This window comes from Streptococcus infantis (assembly GCF_047463655.1).
Taxonomy (GTDB): domain Bacteria; phylum Bacillota; class Bacilli; order Lactobacillales; family Streptococcaceae; genus Streptococcus; species Streptococcus infantis_Z.
Map to the genome: position 1 here is coordinate 20,567 of NZ_JASHDM010000008.1, position 16,008 is coordinate 36,574.

The 16,008-nt window shown below is 39.4% G+C and carries 15 protein-coding genes and 1 pseudogene; 12 read left to right on the forward strand and 4 right to left on the reverse strand.

What is annotated here, in order from left to right:
* Positions 1-176: 176 nt before the first annotated feature.
* The 6 genes and pseudogenes from QM877_RS06940 to QM877_RS06965 all read left to right on the forward strand — a co-directional run bounded on the left by QM877_RS06940 (position 177) and on the right by QM877_RS06965 (position 6,823).
* Positions 177-2,363 carry a PTS transporter subunit IIBC gene (locus QM877_RS06940; RefSeq protein WP_414317969.1) on the forward strand — a complete coding sequence of 729 codons (2,187 nt, stop codon included), beginning with the start codon at positions 177-179 and terminating at the stop codon, positions 2,361-2,363.
* 51 nt (positions 2,364-2,414) lie between these two features.
* The gene (locus QM877_RS06945; protein WP_414317970.1) at positions 2,415-3,233 is read left to right on the forward strand and encodes an endonuclease/exonuclease/phosphatase family protein; all 819 of its coding nucleotides are present in this window, start codon (positions 2,415-2,417) and stop codon (positions 3,231-3,233) included.
* Positions 3,234-3,382: 149 nt separating this feature from the next.
* Positions 3,383-4,108, forward strand: coding sequence for a CppA N-terminal domain-containing protein (locus QM877_RS06950; protein ID WP_414317971.1), 726 nt, complete (start codon positions 3,383-3,385; stop codon positions 4,106-4,108).
* Positions 4,105-5,037, forward strand: coding sequence for a serine hydrolase domain-containing protein (locus tag QM877_RS06955; protein WP_414317972.1), 933 nt, complete (start codon positions 4,105-4,107; stop codon positions 5,035-5,037). The genes QM877_RS06950 and QM877_RS06955 overlap by 4 nt, the downstream gene beginning before the upstream one ends.
* Before the next feature lie 9 nt (positions 5,038-5,046).
* Positions 5,047-5,958: a DMT family transporter gene (locus tag QM877_RS06960; RefSeq protein ID WP_414276156.1), complete on the forward strand. Its 912-nt coding sequence runs from the start codon at positions 5,047-5,049 to the stop codon at positions 5,956-5,958.
* A gap of 166 nt (positions 5,959-6,124) precedes the next feature.
* A pseudogene (locus tag QM877_RS06965) lies at positions 6,125-6,823 on the forward strand (CPBP family intramembrane glutamic endopeptidase).
* Between the two features lie 109 nt (positions 6,824-6,932).
* On the opposite strand, the gene QM877_RS06970 reads toward QM877_RS06965, so the two are convergent.
* Both QM877_RS06970 and rsmG read right to left on the reverse strand, forming a co-directional pair.
* Positions 6,933-8,216, reverse strand: a complete 1,284-nt coding sequence (locus QM877_RS06970) for a uracil-xanthine permease family protein (protein WP_414317973.1) — start codon at positions 8,214-8,216, stop codon at positions 6,933-6,935.
* A 265-nt stretch (positions 8,217-8,481) separates the two neighbouring features.
* The gene (rsmG, locus tag QM877_RS06975) at positions 8,482-9,195 is read right to left on the reverse strand and encodes a 16S rRNA (guanine(527)-N(7))-methyltransferase RsmG (protein WP_414317974.1); all 714 of its coding nucleotides are present in this window, start codon (positions 9,193-9,195) and stop codon (positions 8,482-8,484) included.
* Positions 9,196-9,289: 94 nt separating this feature from the next.
* Between rsmG and QM877_RS06980 the strand changes: the two genes are divergently transcribed.
* The 3 genes from QM877_RS06980 to QM877_RS06990 all read left to right on the forward strand — a co-directional run bounded on the left by QM877_RS06980 (position 9,290) and on the right by QM877_RS06990 (position 11,459).
* Positions 9,290-9,850: a LemA family protein gene (locus QM877_RS06980; protein ID WP_075231841.1), complete on the forward strand. Its 561-nt coding sequence runs from the start codon at positions 9,290-9,292 to the stop codon at positions 9,848-9,850.
* A 1-nt stretch (position 9,851) separates the two neighbouring features.
* A complete protein-coding gene (htpX, locus tag QM877_RS06985; protein WP_414317975.1) occupies positions 9,852-10,751 on the forward strand; it encodes a zinc metalloprotease HtpX in 900 nt (299 codons plus the stop codon).
* Positions 10,752-11,099: 348 nt separating this feature from the next.
* The gene (locus QM877_RS06990; protein ID WP_414317991.1) at positions 11,100-11,459 is read left to right on the forward strand and encodes a lysostaphin resistance A-like protein; all 360 of its coding nucleotides are present in this window, start codon (positions 11,100-11,102) and stop codon (positions 11,457-11,459) included.
* 329 nt (positions 11,460-11,788) lie between these two features.
* Here QM877_RS06990 and QM877_RS06995 read toward each other — a convergent pair whose 3' ends face one another.
* Positions 11,789-13,348, reverse strand: a complete 1,560-nt coding sequence (locus tag QM877_RS06995; RefSeq protein ID WP_414317976.1) for an ATP-binding cassette domain-containing protein — start codon at positions 13,346-13,348, stop codon at positions 11,789-11,791.
* 243 nt (positions 13,349-13,591) lie between these two features.
* Positions 13,592-13,921 (reverse strand): helicase BlpT, encoded by a 330-nt coding sequence (locus QM877_RS07000; RefSeq protein WP_311518635.1) that lies wholly within the window; start codon positions 13,919-13,921, stop codon positions 13,592-13,594.
* Between the two features lie 168 nt (positions 13,922-14,089).
* On the opposite strand from QM877_RS07000, the gene QM877_RS07005 reads away from it, so the two are divergent.
* The 3 genes from QM877_RS07005 to pyrR all read left to right on the forward strand — a co-directional run bounded on the left by QM877_RS07005 (position 14,090) and on the right by pyrR (position 15,992).
* Entirely contained in the window at positions 14,090-14,632 is a 543-nt protein-coding gene (locus tag QM877_RS07005) for a YceD family protein (protein ID WP_414317977.1), read from the forward strand.
* Positions 14,633-15,262: an endonuclease III gene (gene nth, locus QM877_RS07010; protein ID WP_414317978.1), complete on the forward strand. Its 630-nt coding sequence runs from the start codon at positions 14,633-14,635 to the stop codon at positions 15,260-15,262.
* Positions 15,263-15,470: 208 nt separating this feature from the next.
* Positions 15,471-15,992 carry a bifunctional pyr operon transcriptional regulator/uracil phosphoribosyltransferase PyrR gene (gene pyrR, locus QM877_RS07015; protein ID WP_049549150.1) on the forward strand — a complete coding sequence of 174 codons (522 nt, stop codon included), beginning with the start codon at positions 15,471-15,473 and terminating at the stop codon, positions 15,990-15,992.
* The last annotated feature ends 16 nt before the right edge of the window (positions 15,993-16,008 follow it).

Below are 16,008 nucleotides of genomic sequence, written 5' to 3' on the forward strand. Positions count from 1 at the left end.
CGCAAACTCAAAAAAGGTCAGCAAGAGAGAGCATGCCTAGAAAGTGAAACGAAAGAAAAAGTCAAATTTTTTTTATAAAAGCCTTTACAAAAAAATAAAAAGTGGTAAAATTAAAACATAAACACGCGCAAACGTTTTCGTAAAACGTTTGCCGAATAAATATAAAGGAGATTTGAATGATGAAAGATACATTCAAAAATGTCTTGTCTTTCGAATTTTGGCAGAAATTCGGTAAGGCTCTAATGGTGGTTATCGCTGTTATGCCAGCGGCTGGATTGATGATTTCAATCGGTAAGTCACTTGCAATGATTGACCCAAACCTTGCTCCCCTAGTTATTACTGGTGGCGTACTAGAGCAAATTGGTTGGGGGGTTATCGGTAACCTTCATATTTTGTTTGCCCTTGCTATTGGAGGAAGCTGGGCTAAGGAACGTGCTGGTGGTGCTTTTGCGGCAGGTCTTGCATTTATCCTTATTAACCGTATCACTGGTACAATCTTCGGTGTATCAGGGGATATGTTGAAAGATCCTAACGCTATGGTTTCAACAATCTTTGGTGGATCTATCAAGGTTTCTGATTACTTCATTAGCGTACTTGAGGCTCCAGCCCTTAACATGGGGGTATTTGTAGGGATTATCTCAGGTTTTGTTGGAGCGACTGCTTTTAACAAATACTACAACTTCCGTAAACTTCCTGATGCACTTTCATTCTTTAACGGGAAACGTTTTGTACCATTTGTAGTTATTCTTCGCTCAGCAATCGCTGCAATTCTTCTTTCAGCTTTCTGGCCACTGATTCAGACAGGTATCAACAACTTCGGTATCTGGATTGCCAACTCACAAGAAACTGCTCCAATCCTTGCACCATTCTTGTATGGTACTTTGGAACGCTTGCTCTTGCCATTTGGTCTTCACCACATGTTGACTATCCCAATGAACTACACAGCTCTTGGTGGTACTTATGACATTTTAACTGGTGCAGCTAAAGGTACTCAAGTATTTGGTCAAGACCCACTTTGGCTTGCATGGGTAACAGACCTTGTAAACCTTAAAGGTACTGATGCTAGTCAATACCAACACTTGTTAGATACAGTACATCCAGCTCGTTTCAAAGTTGGACAAATGATTGGTTCATTCGGTATTTTGATGGGTGTGGCTGTTGCTATTTACCGTAATGTTGAAGCAGACAAGAAACACCAATACAAAGGAATGATGATTGCGACAGCTCTTGCAACTTTCTTGACTGGTGTTACTGAGCCAATTGAATATATGTTCATGTTCGTTGCAACACCTATGTATCTTGTTTATTCAGTAGTTCAAGGTGCTGCCTTTGCTATGGCTGACGTGGTTAACCTACGTATGCACTCATTCGGTTCTATCGAATTCTTGACTCGTACACCAATGGCGATCAATGCGGGTCTTGGTATGGATATCATCAACTTTATCTGGGTAACAGCACTATTTGCAGTTATCATGTACTTCATCGCCAACTTCATGATTCAAAAATTCAACTATGCTACTCCAGGACGTAACGGAAACTACGAAACTGCTGAAGGTTCATCAGAATCTGCTGCTTCTGGTGAGTCAAAAGTTGCAGAAGCTTCTCAAGCTGTTAACATCATCAACCTTCTTGGGGGACGTGCTAACATCGTTGACGTTGACGCATGTATGACTCGTCTTCGTGTTACTGTAAAAGACGCTGAAAAAGTCGGAACAGAAGAACAATGGAAAGCTGAAGGAGCTATGGGACTTGTCATGAAAGGGCAAGGTGTCCAAGCTATCTATGGACCTAAAGCTGATGTTTTGAAATCAGATATTCAAGACCTTCTTGACTCAGGTGAAGTGATTCCTGAAACTCTTCCAAGTCAAATGGCATCATCTTCTAAAAATGCTGTTGTATATAAAGGTGTAACTGAAGAAGTTTATTCAGTTGCTGACGGTCAAGTGGTTGCCTTGGAACAAGTAAAAGACCCAGTATTTGCTCAAAAAATGATGGGTGATGGATTTGCGGTGGAACCAGCAAACGGAAACATTGTATCTCCAGTATCAGGTACTGTATCAAGTATCTTCCCAACTAAACACGCTCTTGGTCTTGTGACTGAAGCAGGCCTTGAAGTACTTGTTCACATTGGTTTGGACACAGTAAGTCTTGAAGGAAAACCATTTACAGTTCATGTTGCTGAAGGACAAAAAGTTGCGGCAGGTGATCTTCTTGTTACAGCTGACTTGGATGCTATCCGTGCAGCAGGACGTGAAACCACAACTGTGGTTGTCTTCACAAATGGTGATGCGATCAAATCAGTTAAATTAGAACAAACAGGTTCTCTTGCTGCTAAAACAGCAGTTGCAAAAGTAGAATTGTAATATTTAGGAGGTTGGAAGCTATTTCCAACCTCTTGTTTATAGGAGAAAAGAATGAAGTTTTTAACACTGAATACCCATAGTTGGATGGAAAAAGATCCTGAACAAAAGTTCCAACTTTTACTTCAAGATATACTTGAAAACAGTTATGATTTGATTTGTTTTCAGGAAATCAACCAAGAAATCACCTCAGCTCAAGTAGAAACAGGCCCACTTTATCAGCCATTACCATCGGCTGAGCCGATTCATCAAGACCACTATGTGCGACTTTTGGTAGAGAAGTTGGCTGAGCAAGGTCAAAACTATTATTGGACTTGGGCCTATAACCATATCGGTTATGATCGTTACCATGAGGGTGTGGCAATTCTTTCTAAAACACCAATTGAAGCTCGTGAAATTTTGGTTTCAGATGTCGATGATCCGACAGACTATCACACTCGTCGAGTTGCTTTAGCAGAAACAGTGGTTGAAGGTAAAGAGCTTGCAGTTGCCAGTGTCCATATCTCTTGGTGGGATAAAGGCTTCCAAGAGGAATGGGCGCGCTTTGAAGCGGTTCTGAAAGAATTGAACAAGCCACTCTTGCTAGCAGGTGATTTTAATAATCCTGCAGGTCAAGAGGGCTACCAAGCTATTTTAGCTAGTCCACTAAACTTACAAGATGCATTTGAAGTTGCAAAAGAAAGAAGTGGTAGTTACACTGTTCCGCCTGAAATTGATGGTTGGAAGGGAAATAGCGAACCTCTTCGAATCGATTATATCTTTACGACAAAGGATATGCAGGTAGAAAACCTTCACGTGGTCTTTGATGGTAAAAACAGCCCACAGGTGAGCGACCATTATGGTCTCCAAGCAGAATTAGCTTGGAAAGACTAAATAAGGTATTTTAGTAAAAACAAACCAGTCCCCCTTCTACTAGCAGAAGGGGTTGATTTATTTAAGGAGTTAATATAGTTAAAGTTTTTTATTGAATAACTTGTAAAAAAAGATAAAATCCTTTAAAATAAAAAGTGTTGGAGGAATTTATGATTGTAAATCAAATAAAGCGTATGATCCCGACGCTAAAGGTAAATAATAGAAATCTAAATGAATCATTTTATATTGAGACTTTGGGGATGAAACCTTTGCTTGAAGAGTCAGCCTTCTTATCACTAGGAGACCAGTCAGGCATTGAAAAGTTAGTTTTAGAAGAGTCACCAAGTATGAGGAGCCGTAAGGTTGAAGGGATTAAAAAATTAGCTAGATTACTTGTAAAGGTAGAGAAGCCATCTGAGATTGAAGCACTACTAGCTAGAATGGAAGAAATCCCTCAACTCTATAAGGGGGCTAAGGGATATGCTTTTGAGCTTCTTTCTCCAGAAGGGGATTGTATTCTTATTCATGCTGAAGATAATATCAAAGATTTGAAAAAAGTTGAGGAAGAAGTCACTTTTTCAAAAGATGAGAAACTGAGATATTTGACAGCCTTTGAAATCTCTGTGGAAATCAACTTACCAGATGAGATATCAAGCCTACTTGAAAAAGAAGAAATCGAAAATCGACTAGCTTTTAATCAAGCTCAAGGGAGCGATTTACTGGTTGAAAATAATGTAACTTGGGACTTGTCCATGTTGAAATTTCAAGTAGAGAATTTAGATTTGCCTGTATTGCGTCAGAGATTTGAAGAAGCCGGTTACTTTATTCCAAAATCAGAGAAGTTTTTCCTCACTAAGGATACCAACAATATCGAATTGTGGTTTGAAACAGTATGAAACAAAAAATCATTCAAAAAATAAAGCAACAAATTGAGGCAGGGATTTATCCTGGTGCCTCTTTTGCATATTATCAGGATGGCGTTTGGTCTGACTGGTATCTAGGAGAAGCAAACCCAGAAATTGGTGAACAGACGCGTGAGAGCTTGGTCTATGATTTGGCAAGTATCAGCAAGGTTGTTGGAGTAGGAACAGTCTTATCTTTCTTGTGGAAGGAAGGTAAGATTGAGCTTGATAACTCCATAAGAGACTATCTTCCAGAAGTAGATTATCCAGACATCACTGTTCGTCAACTCCTAACTCATGCGACAGATTTGGATCCTTTTATCCCAAATAGGGATCAGCTCTCAGAAGACCAGTTGAGGAATGCCATGTATCATTTGAATCGCCGAGAGAAGAGAGCCTTTCTCTACTCGGATGTGCATTTTCTCTTGCTAGGTTTTCTCTTGGAAAACTATTTTGAAAAGGACTTGGATCAGATTTTACAAGAGCAAGTTTTGGATCCTTGGGGAATGAAGGAAACTCAGTTTGGTCCAGTTAGCCGTGCTGTTCCAACGGTCCGTGGACAGAAAGCAGGAGTGGTCCATGATCCTAAGGCTCGTTTGCTTGGAAAGCATGCAGGTAGTGCAGGCTTATTTTCAACAGTTCATGATTTAAAAATCTTTCTAGAGCATTATTTGCAGGATGATTTTGCTGCAGACTTAAGTCAGAATTTTTCGGATCTGAGTGATAAAGAACGATCATTAGCATGGAATATCGAAGATGAATGGTTGGACCATACAGGCTATACTGGAACTTTTATCATGTGGAATCGACAGAAACAAGAGGCAGCAATCTTTTTATCTAACCGAACCTATGAGAAAGATGAGCGTGCTCAGTGGATATTGGATCGTAATCAAGTCATGGACTTGATTCGAGAGGCAGACTAGGGAGGAAGTATGTCAAAAGCTTTAAAAGGAACTCTTTATACAGTCATTGCAGGTATTGCCTGGGGCTTATCGGGAACCAGTGGTCAGTACTTGATGGTTCACGGGATTTCAGCCCTCGTTCTGACCAATATCCGTTTGATAATCGCTGGATTACTCTTGGTTCTTCTGGCTTATACTAAATCGAGGGATAAATTTATGGCTTTTCTGAAGGATAAATCAAGCCTGTTTTCTCTATTGTTATTCTCTTTATTTGGTCTTTTTCTAAATCAATTAGCTTATCTTTCAGCTATTCAGGAGACAAATGCTGGGACAGCGACAGTACTTCAGTATGTCTGTCCAGTTGGAATCCTTGCTTACACTTGTATCAAGGATAAGGTGGCTCCGACGCTTTCAGAAATCATCTCTATGTTTTTAGCTATAGGTGGGACCTTTCTCATTGCAACACATGTGCAATTGGATCAACTCTCGATGACTCCAGCTGGTCTATTCTGGGGCTTGTTCTCAGCCCTAACCTATGCTCTTTATATCATTTTACCCATAAAATTGATTCAAAAATGGGGGAGCATTTTGGTTATTGGTGTTGGAATGACCATCTCAGGTATACTAGCAGTACCTTTTACGGGGCTTATCGGGGCCAGTATTCCCATATCTTTTGATACCATTCTAGCTTTTGCCGGCATCATTCTGATTGGAACGGTCTTTGCCTATACAGCCTTCCTCAAGGGAGCCAGTATGATAGGACCAGTCAAGTCTAGCCTTTTGGCTTCGATTGAGCCTATCTCGGCAGTATTTTTCGCCTTCATGATTATGGGAGATATTTTCTATCCGATTGACTTTGTTGGAATGGCTATGATTTTATTAGCTGTAACAATTATTTCATTGAAGGATCTAATATTGGAAAAGAAACATCACTCCGTTTAATGGATTAAAACAGTCTTTGATAAGGCTGTTTTTTTTAATCTTTCAGCAAGTTGGTTCATATAATTTTTTTATAATCAATCCATATTATTAAAGATAAGGAGGGAATATGAAGTTTCTACAAAGTATTTATCTTGCTAGACCTTGAAAATACTTAAAATAGTTTGATATCTTAATCGTTACTGTTCTAATGTTTGGAGAGTTTATCATTCGTTCTACCCAATAATTTATGGGGAGTTTATCGCCTTTAACTCTTACTAGCGTCGCAGAAACTACGACAAATCTAGCAAGTGATGGGGCAGCCTATTCTAGTAATTTCAATTTTCAATTGATGATGTTAGGGATTACCTTCCTTTATCTTGTGATTCGAAATTATGATTTTAAACAGCTTCCTATACGTTGGAGCTGGTCTGTTTTAATTTGGGTTCCCCTTATCTTTGCTGTAGTTGGGATATTCGGTGATATCATTACAACCCTTAGTGGTGAGTATAATTATTTCAATCCTCAACTAATTCCTTTTATAGACCCTATGGAAATCATTCGAAAATTCATGGCTTTAACGCCGATGGCGATTTGCTATGCTTTACTAAATGGTTTTTATGAAGAATTTTTCTTCCTAGGCTTACTGACTTCAGTAAAAGAAAAGCACAAGTGGTTGGCTTTGGTCTATTCGGTAATTATACGGATTTCTTTCCATACCTATCAAGGATTGCTTTGGGCATTGGTGATTGGGCTTGTTTATGGTCTCTTTTATTATTTCTTGTACAAGTATGTAGTCAAGAATTTACTGCCATTCTTTCTCATGCATGCTCTTGCTGATATGTTTGGTTCCAGTCTCTTGTATCTCTTGATTGCTTGGGGAAATTAAGAAATCAAACTTTTTGACAACAGTCCAATGAGTCACTGTATCAAAGGCTTCTTGTTCATAAAAACGAGGTCGGGATTTCGGTCCCGACCTCTTGTTGATTCTATATGGATTAGTCTTTGTTTTCGTATGGCAAGATCAAGTTTAGGATGATACCTGTCATAGCTGATAGGGCAGTACCTGAAAGGGTAACTGGTCCAAGTTTAAGGATTGCTCCACCAAGTCCAAGCACCAACATAGCACTAGCGATGATAAGGTTACGCATTTGGCTAAAGTCAACACGTTCTTTGATCAAGACTTTCAAACCGTTACTTGCGATAACCCCGTAAAGAAGGATAGACATACCACCAAGTACAGCGTTTGGAATTGTTGAAATCAAGGCAGTAAATTTCCCAAGGAAGCTAAGGGCAATTGCGATAAAGGCAGCGTTACGGATAACTGAGACAGAAGCGATACGAGTCATACCGATAACTCCTGTATTTTCACCGTAAGTTGTATTTGCTGGTCCACCGAGGAAGGCAGAAACTGAAGTTGCGATACCATCACCAAGAAGAGTACGGTGTAGACCAGGTTCTTTCAAGAATTGGCGTCCACAGATTTGCCCTAAAACGGTATGGTCTCCGATATGTTCAGAAATCGTTACAATTGCGATTGGTAAGATGGCAATTGTTTCAGGACCGAAGTAAAGGTTGTATTGTTTGAAGGCACCACCTGTATTGAATGGTAGGTAGAAACCAGGGATTTCAAACCAGTTAGCTTCAAGAACAGGAGTGAAATCAACTAAACCGAGAGCTAGAGCGAAGAGGTAACCACCGATAATGGCAAAAAGGAATGGGATGATTCGTAGGAAGCCTTTTCCTTTTGTATTGATAAAGGCAGCAATCAAGAAAGTAACAACGGCTACAAGAGCGTTTTTCCAGTTTCCGTCAGCTACAAGACCAGCGTTGGTAACAGCTGAACTAGCAAGTCCAAGACCGATAACGATGATCATAGGACCGATAATGATTGGAGGTAAGAGTTTGTCGATCCATTTTGTACCTGCAAAGCGAACACTTGCAGCAACAAGGACATAAACAAAACCAGTCAGGATAACCCCTGTCTGAGCAGCAGATACATCGCCACCCATTTCCTTCATAGCAAGAGACATTGCAGTGATGAAGGCAAAAGAAGAACCGAGATAGACTGGAACTTTAAATCCAGTACATACCATGTAAATCAGTGTCCCGACACCTGATGCAAAAAGGGCAACCGATACAGGCATTCCCAAGATCAAAGGTACCAAGATGGTTGCACCAAACATGGCGAATACGTGCTGGAAGCTAAGGAGAATTCCTTTGCCAGCTGAAGGACGTTGGTCAACGTCTAATAACAAATCAACAGTTGATTCCTGTTTCATATTAACCTCACTTTTGGGCATCAAAAAAGAGCCCATTATTTTATAGCAATAGGCTCCCAGAGTAAGACCTCTCTAAAACAAGACTCCTTCATCAAGTTTTAAAGAGTTTTATATAGATCTGCGTCTTCGTCACCTCACGGGATGACATTAAAAACCTTTGCTTAGGATAGTATAGCAGAAAAAAATGATTTTGTAAATCATTTTTTTCGAGCTTAAAAATAAAAAAGTGAGGAATTCTTTTGTAAACAACTTTTTTAAAAATGTTTTAAAGTGGTCGTTTGTTAGGCATGCCAGCCTTTCTTGGGAATTTGTTTGGAGTTTCCTTTTTCTTCTCAACAATAGTAATGTAGCGAGGGTCTCCGTTAGGAAGAGTGTAACTGAGGTTTTCTTCAACCTTACTAAAGAGAAGATTGAGGGCATTTTTAGCTTCAGTTAATTCCTCTGGAGCATTGCTAGCCTTGAGTGCAAGCAATGTTCCGCCGACTTTTAAGTAGGGAATAGTCAACTCGGATAAGACCTGCATACGGGCAACAGCACGAGCTGTAACAATATCAAACTGAGCACGGAAGTTCTTATCTTGGGCGAAGTCTTCAGCACGTCCATGATAGAAGTGAACATTTTCTAAACCTAGTTCTTGGGCTAATAGATTAAGAAAGTTGATACGTTTATTGAGAGAATCAATAATGGTTACCTCTAGCTGAGGATAGAGAATTTTCATGGGAAGGCTAGGAAAACCTGCTCCAGCACCGATGTCTAAGAGTTTAATGGGCTGGTTTTCAATCAATCCCTGTAAAATAGGAGCTATGGAATCATAGAAGTGTTTGAGATAGACTTCTTCTTTTTCTGTAATAGCAGTCAGGTTGATTTTTTCATTCCATTCAACCAAGAGTTCAAAATAACGCTCAAATTGAACTTTTTGCTGGTCAGAAAGAATAATATTTTGTTCAGCAAGTAATGTGTAAAAAGTTTCTGGTTTCATAGTAGTTTCCTTCTTTAGTATCATCTTATTTTACCACAAAAAGATAGAAATTTGATATACTGGTACTAATCTAAAAACAGAAAGGAGATATCAGATGAATTGGATTATTCTTGGAGTTCTTGCTCTTATTGGTATCTTTGTGATTCTTACCTATAATGGATTGGTTAAAAATCGCATGCAAACTAAGGAGGCATGGAGTCAGATTGATGTTCAGTTGAAACGTCGTAACGATCTCTTGCCAAACTTGATTGAGACTGTAAAGGGATATGCAAAGTATGAAGGTTCAACACTTGAAAGAGTTGCAGAGCTTCGCAATCAAGTAGCCGCTGCAACATCACCGGCAGAAGCTATGAGAGCTAGTGATGCCCTTTCACGCCAGGTATCAGGAATTTTTGCTGTTGCAGAAAATTATCCAGACCTAAAAGCGAGTGGCAACTTTGCTAAATTGCAAGAGGAACTGACTAATACTGAAAATAAAATCTCATACTCTCGCCAACTTTATAATAGTGTTGTTAGCAATTATAATGTCAAATTAGAAACTTTCCCAAGTAACCTAGTTGCTGGACTCTTTGGTTTTAAAGTGGCTGACTTCCTTCAAACTCCTGAAGAGGAAAAGGCAGTACCTAAAGTCGATTTTAGTGGTTTAGGTGACTAGGATGTTGTATGATCAAATCGCGAGTAATAAGCGAAGAACTTGGATTTTACTACTAGTATTCTTTTTACTTTTGGCTTTGGTTGGATATGCAGTTGGTTACCTCTTTATGCGGTCTGGTCTTGGTGGCTTAGTTATCGCTTTGATTATCGGCTTTATCTATGCCTTGTCCATGATTTTTCAATCAACAGAGATAGTCATGAGCATGAATGGTGCGCGTGAGGTGAATGAGCAGACGGAACCAACTCTCTATCATGTTGTGGAAGATATGGCTATGGTGGCGCAAATCCCCATGCCACGTGTCTTTATTATCGATGATGCTAGCTTAAATGCCTTTGCAACGGGTTCAAATCCTCAAAATGCAGCGGTAGCAGCAACGTCAGGACTCCTATCGATTATGAATCGTGAAGAGTTAGAGGCGGTTATTGGCCATGAAGTCAGTCACATTCGTAACTATGATATTCGTATTTCTACTATTGCGGTTGCCCTTGCCAGTGCGATTACACTTTTATCAAGTATGGCTGGACGCATGATGTGGTGGGGAGGTGCAGGTCGTGGTCGTAGAAGTGATGACCGTGATAGTGGTGGACTTGAAATTATTATGCTAGTCGTTTCTCTCCTAGCAATTGTTTTGGCTCCCCTAGCAGCAACCTTGGTACAACTAGCCATCTCTCGTCAGCGAGAATTTTTAGCAGATGCTTCAAGTGTAGAGTTGACTCGTAATCCTCAAGGGATGATTAATGCTCTACGTAAGTTGGACAATAGTCAGCCAATGAGCCGTCATGTAGATGATGCTAGCAGTGCACTTTACATCAACGATCCTCAAAAACGAGGTGGTTTGCAAAAACTCTTCTATACCCATCCGCCAATCTCAGAACGAATTGAGCGTTTGAAACATATGTAAAAACATCCAGAGATTTTCCTCTGGATTTTTGCATCTATCACCTCACTTGTTACTTGTCCTATCACAAAAAAGTAGTATAATATATGTAATTAAATATTAGTGAGGTGAATCATGTATAAGCGCTGGATGACCTTTTTCTTGATTTTGATTTTCATACCAATACACTTGAGTATAGCTGACAAAGTTATGCAGACAAATTCATTAGTTCTCTCAATCATTTTTACACTTGTTGAACTCTCAATATTTTTTTATGTAGGAAGAAAGTATGACCTGTTTCACATTCGAAAAATCTGCCTAAAAGATATCTTGAAATGGCTTCTCTCCTACGCCTTGCTTTTCTTATTTTATATGTTGGTCAATTTTTTAGGACCTACCCAATCAGACACTACTCAATCAATTCAAAGTTTATCACTTTCATTGCCTGTGCTCTTTCTAGATCTATGTGTTTTAGCACCCATTTCGGAAGAAATTTTTATGCGAGGACTGTTACAAGGGACAGTATTTAAGAATACATATATTGGATTGGTTACCACATCGGTTTTCTTTGCTTATCTACATGGACCCTATACGATTTCTAGTTTTATCACCTATTTAGGTATGGGATTTGCATTTGGTATAAGGTATAAGACTTCCGACAATCTTTGGAATTCCATTCTCTTGCATGCCCTCAATAATCTAGTTGCATTTTTCTTTATGTATTTGATATAATCGACAAATTAGAATGCTCCGATTTTTAAACAGAACTAAAAAGTATTTTTATCTTATATAACCTAAATAATAGCCAGTCATGAGGTGGCTTGTAGAGTATGTAGCAGAATCTTCTATAGCAAAGCTCCTCAAAAACTCTTCTATACTAAACCCTTAAACTCAGAACAAATCAAGCACATCCAACGAGTCTGGGCAAAAAGTCTTTAAAATCAAAAAACGCATCATATCAGGTATTGAAAAACTTGATACTATGCGTTTTATTGTGGGAAGATTTATTTCATTTTCTGCTGAAATTTAGTTTTTGCCCAACCTCTTGCTATTTTCTACATTTATAAATCTTGTAAATCAACTATTTCTAACCCATTTTTTGTCAAACGATAGATACTCCTACAGACTTCTTTTAAGAAACGCCTGTCATGCGAAACAGTGACGAGACCGCCTGGATAAGTGGCAAAGAGTTTTCTGATTTCGGGTTGAGAAGTGGGAGAAAAGTTTCGTGTAGGCTCATCTAAGAGGAGAAAGTTTGGTTTGCACAGGACTAAATCCAAAAGCAGGAGTTTACCCTGTTGCCCGCCAGATAAAGAGCGAATATGATGCTGCATCTCTGGATAACTAAAATTGAGACTGGCTAGGTGGGATTGGATTTTCTGTAGTTCTTCTTTTTGTCCAGTTTGGCTAAGATAGGCTATTGGGGATAGCTCTAATTGCAGTTTTTTGTGGTAATCTTGTGGCATATAACCAAGCGAAATCTCTCTTTTGGCGCTTAGTAGTTGATGTAACTTGGCTAACAGAGTTGATTTCCCAATACCATTTGGGCCTATGATACCAATTTTTTCTTGGCCACGGACAGTTAGTTGTAACTCCTGAGCCAAAACACGCTCACCAATGGACAAAGTCTCATTTTCCAGTCGAAGTAAGACTTTAGAAGCTGCTAATGGCTCTATATCTGAAAAGAAAAGTTGGATTTGTTCCTCTTCAAGTGGCTTTTGGGTCAGCGATTGAGCTGCTTTTTCATAACGTTTTTCTTGGGAGAGAACATTTTTCATCTTTTTGGCTAATAGGCGCCCAGCAACATCATTTTTAGTATTTCGCAAGGCAGTTTCGACATTTTGCTTGACTCTGCGGTGTTTTTCCATGGTTTTATTGTAGGCTCTCTGGTCATTGGCAGCTTGCTGGCTTTGTCTGGCAAAAATAGCCTTTCTCTGTTCACTATAGCGATCATAGTCTAAATGTTCAACTAGAGTTTCAGCCTCCTTTCGATGCTTGACCAGTCGCAAGTGGATAATGGTGTCTGCAGTTTGAGAGAGGAAGTCTTCATCATGAGAAATGAAAATAACGGTTTGCCTCATCTTCTGAATCTGACTTTTTAGCCAATCAATCGTCTCAAGATCTAGGTCATTTGAAGGTTCATCTAAAAATAGAATGTCAAAGGGTTTAGATAATTCATGGATGAGCTGAATTTTCAAAGCTTCGCCACCCGAGAGGCTACCAATCTCTTGGTCACTAGCAAAACGACTGCTATCAAAGTGCAATTCCTCAGCTAAACGATAGAGAATACTGTAGTCCAAATTAGCAGACTCTAAAAAGAAGTAGTCCTGTAGAGATTTTTTCTTCAGTTCTTCAGGGAGATGTTGGGGAATGTAGGCCAGGGACTGAAGGTCAGATTGGATTTCTCCCCTGATAGTGAAATCTGCTAATCTTTCTCCCATTAAAGTTCGAAGTAAGGTTGATTTTCCATTACCTTCTTCTCCAATAATAGCGACCTTTTCTCCGTCTTGTATGGTAATGTTTAAATTGGAAATAAGGTCTCGTAAATCTTTGTTTTGTGTGATGGTCAGATGATTGATTTTTATCATATTATTGCCCTTTCTAGAATGTCCACATTGCATAACAAAAAGCTCTACTTTACCTAGTAGAGCCAATTGTCTATGTCAAAAAATCCTCTTTTAAAAGGGCTGAAAAAGCAGCAGAAAAAAGAGCACACAAAAAGAGACAAGAACAAGATCTACTAAATAAAGGTTCTTTATTTGATAGACTTAGTTGTTCATGTCTCCCTTACCTCCGAAAATTACTATGTTTATTTTATACCTTTTGGAACACTTTGTCAAAAGAAATGAAAAATTCAAGTCTTTCTAGAAACCAAAAACAGGTCCATAGAGAGTCAGTACGTGTTTGACTTGATCGTAGTGGAATTTGTCATAGTTTCTCCAAGCTGTGCGAGCTTCTTCATTGAGTTTAAGGGTGCCAAGTCCAATCAAGAGACTGGTATGTTGGTAAAATTTCTCAAGATCAATTAAGATAGAGTTATCGAGTTTCTCTGTCTTTTTAAGTTGATTGAGTAGCTCGTCGATATTTTGCTGCAAGCGCAGATCATCAGGCAATCCTTGTTTGCAAGTCTGGTAAGCTTTGTTTAACTCGGAAATGAGTTGATAAGCTTCTAAGATTAGTTCTTTATCTTCCATATGAGCGTCCTCCTTTGCCCATGTATTGATGTCTATAGTATAGCACAAAAAATAAAATTGTCATAATAAATATATCAAAAAATAGAGAATGATTTTTTGAAAGTTTAGTTGCCTTGCTTGCGGTTCTTTCATGGTATAATCAAGTGAGTAAATCTTTATGGAGGAAGTATGAAATTAAATATTCAAGAAATTCGTAAGTTGCCGGAAGGCTTGCACTTTGAGCAAACTTTAGATTTGGTGGCAGACTTACGTAAACGTAATCAAGAAATTATAGATGTAAAAGATATTGTTGCTGTAGGGAAAGTTCAGTACGAAGACCTTATGTTTTTCCTAGATTATCAGTTGTCTTATACAATCGTTTTAGCTTCTAGCCGTAGCATGGAACCGGTAGAATTGAAAGAGTCTTATCCAGTGACAGAAGTCTTTATGGAAGGTGCAACCAATCAACTGGACCAAGAAGCTCTAGATGATGACTTGGTTTTACCGATTGAAAATGGGGAAATCGACCTGGCTGAAAGTGTCTCAGATAATATCTTGCTCAATATTCCAATCAAGGTCTTAACAGCTGAGGAAGAAGCTGGTCAGGGATTTGTTTCTGGAAATGACTGGCAAATCATGTCTGAGGAAGAGTATCAAGCCCAACAGGCAGTCAAGAAAGAAGAAAATAGTCCTTTTGCAGGTTTGCAAGGACTGTTTGACGGAGACGAATAGATGGTTTTATCCAAGAAACGTGCCCGTCATGTCATTGAGGAAATCATTGCTCTTTTTCCAGATGCAAAACCAAGTCTAGATTTTCGTAATCATTTTGAACTTCTGGTTGCTGTTATGTTGTCTGCTCAGACGACAGATGCGGCAGTCAACAAGGCTACTCCTGGCCTTTTTGCAGCTTTTCCAACCCCACAAACCATGGCAGATGCAAGTGAGAGTGAGATTGCCTCGTATATTTCTCGCCTTGGGCTTTATCGAAATAAAGCTAAGTTCCTTAAGAAGTGTGCTCAGCAACTACTGGATGATTTTGACGGTCATGTCCCTCAGACTAGGGAAGAATTAGAGAGTTTGGCAGGAGTTGGCCGAAAAACAGCTAACGTAGTTTTGAGCGTGGGATTCGGTATTCCAGCTTTTGCAGTAGATACTCACGTAGAGCGAATCTGTAAACACCACGATATTGTTAAAAAATCAGCTACACCCCTTGAGGTCGAAAAACGTGTCATGGATGTTTTGCCACCAGAAGAATGGCTTGCAGCCCATCAGGCTATGATTTACTTTGGTCGTGCTATCTGTCATCCGAAAAATCCAGAATGCGATCACTATCCACAGTTGTACGATTTTAGTTCGTTATAAAATTGATTTCTTGTGTTTTTTCTTGCATCGATTCCTGGTTTGTGTTATAGTAGTACCAATCAAATATTCCTTTAATCCTGTCCCGTGAGGCAGGCAAGGAGCTGAATCAAGTAGAAGGGTGGAGTCTCTGCTGTTTTGGTAGGGCTAGCTTAACTATACATTCTGAAGTCTCCTTGTTTAAGGAGACTTTTCTTTTTGGAGGTTTGTCATGAAGACAAAAGAAGTTGTAGACGAATTGACCGTCAAGCGAGCGATTACTCGAATTACCTATGAAATTATCGAGCGAAATAAAGATTTGAACAAGATTGTACTGGCTGGGATAAAAACACGCGGTGTCTTTATTGCCCACCGTATCCAAGAGCGATTGGAACAGTTGGAATCTATCTCAGTGCCAGTCGTTGAGTTAGACACCAAACCATTCCGTGACGATGTCAAAAGCGGTGAAGATACTTCTATAATCTCTGTTGATGTGACAGAACGTGAGGTCATCTTGGTGGACGATGTGCTTTACACAGGTCGGACTATCCGAGCAGCTATTGACAACATCGTAAGCCATGGTCGTCCTTCTCGTGTGAGTTTAGCTGTTCTAGTTGACCGCGGGCATAGAGAATTACCGATTCGTCCAGACTATGTAGGGAAAAATATCCCAACCAGTCGTTCAGAAGAAATCATCGTAGAGATGACTGAACTAGATGGACAAGATCGTGTTCTTATTACCGAAGAAGCTTAGATAGCCAAAGGAGTTA

What these genes read in the sequence shown, in the direction of transcription:
- QM877_RS06940 (WP_414317969.1), top strand. Translation starts at nt 177, where the DNA reads ATGATGAAAGATACATTCAAAAATGTCTTGTCTTTCGAATTTTGGCAG.
- QM877_RS06945 (WP_414317970.1), top strand. Translation starts at nt 2,415, where the DNA reads ATGAAGTTTTTAACACTGAATACCCATAGTTGGATGGAAAAAGATCCT.
- QM877_RS06950 (WP_414317971.1), top strand. Translation starts at nt 3,383, where the DNA reads ATGATTGTAAATCAAATAAAGCGTATGATCCCGACGCTAAAGGTAAAT.
- QM877_RS06955 (WP_414317972.1), top strand. Translation starts at nt 4,105, where the DNA reads ATGAAACAAAAAATCATTCAAAAAATAAAGCAACAAATTGAGGCAGGG.
- QM877_RS06960 (WP_414276156.1), top strand. Translation starts at nt 5,047, where the DNA reads ATGTCAAAAGCTTTAAAAGGAACTCTTTATACAGTCATTGCAGGTATT.
- QM877_RS06970 (WP_414317973.1), bottom strand. Translation starts at nt 8,216, where the DNA reads ATGAAACAGGAATCAACTGTTGATTTGTTATTAGACGTTGACCAACGT.
- rsmG (WP_414317974.1), bottom strand. Translation starts at nt 9,195, where the DNA reads ATGAAACCAGAAACTTTTTACACATTACTTGCTGAACAAAATATTATT.
- QM877_RS06980 (WP_075231841.1), top strand. Translation starts at nt 9,290, where the DNA reads ATGAATTGGATTATTCTTGGAGTTCTTGCTCTTATTGGTATCTTTGTG.
- htpX (WP_414317975.1), top strand. Translation starts at nt 9,852, where the DNA reads ATGTTGTATGATCAAATCGCGAGTAATAAGCGAAGAACTTGGATTTTA.
- QM877_RS06990 (WP_414317991.1), top strand. Translation starts at nt 11,100, where the DNA reads ATGTTGGTCAATTTTTTAGGACCTACCCAATCAGACACTACTCAATCA.
- QM877_RS06995 (WP_414317976.1), bottom strand. Translation starts at nt 13,348, where the DNA reads ATGCAATGTGGACATTCTAGAAAGGGCAATAATATGATAAAAATCAAT.
- QM877_RS07000 (WP_311518635.1), bottom strand. Translation starts at nt 13,921, where the DNA reads ATGGAAGATAAAGAACTAATCTTAGAAGCTTATCAACTCATTTCCGAG.
- QM877_RS07005 (WP_414317977.1), top strand. Translation starts at nt 14,090, where the DNA reads ATGAAATTAAATATTCAAGAAATTCGTAAGTTGCCGGAAGGCTTGCAC.
- nth (WP_414317978.1), top strand. Translation starts at nt 14,633, where the DNA reads ATGGTTTTATCCAAGAAACGTGCCCGTCATGTCATTGAGGAAATCATT.
- pyrR (WP_049549150.1), top strand. Translation starts at nt 15,471, where the DNA reads ATGAAGACAAAAGAAGTTGTAGACGAATTGACCGTCAAGCGAGCGATT.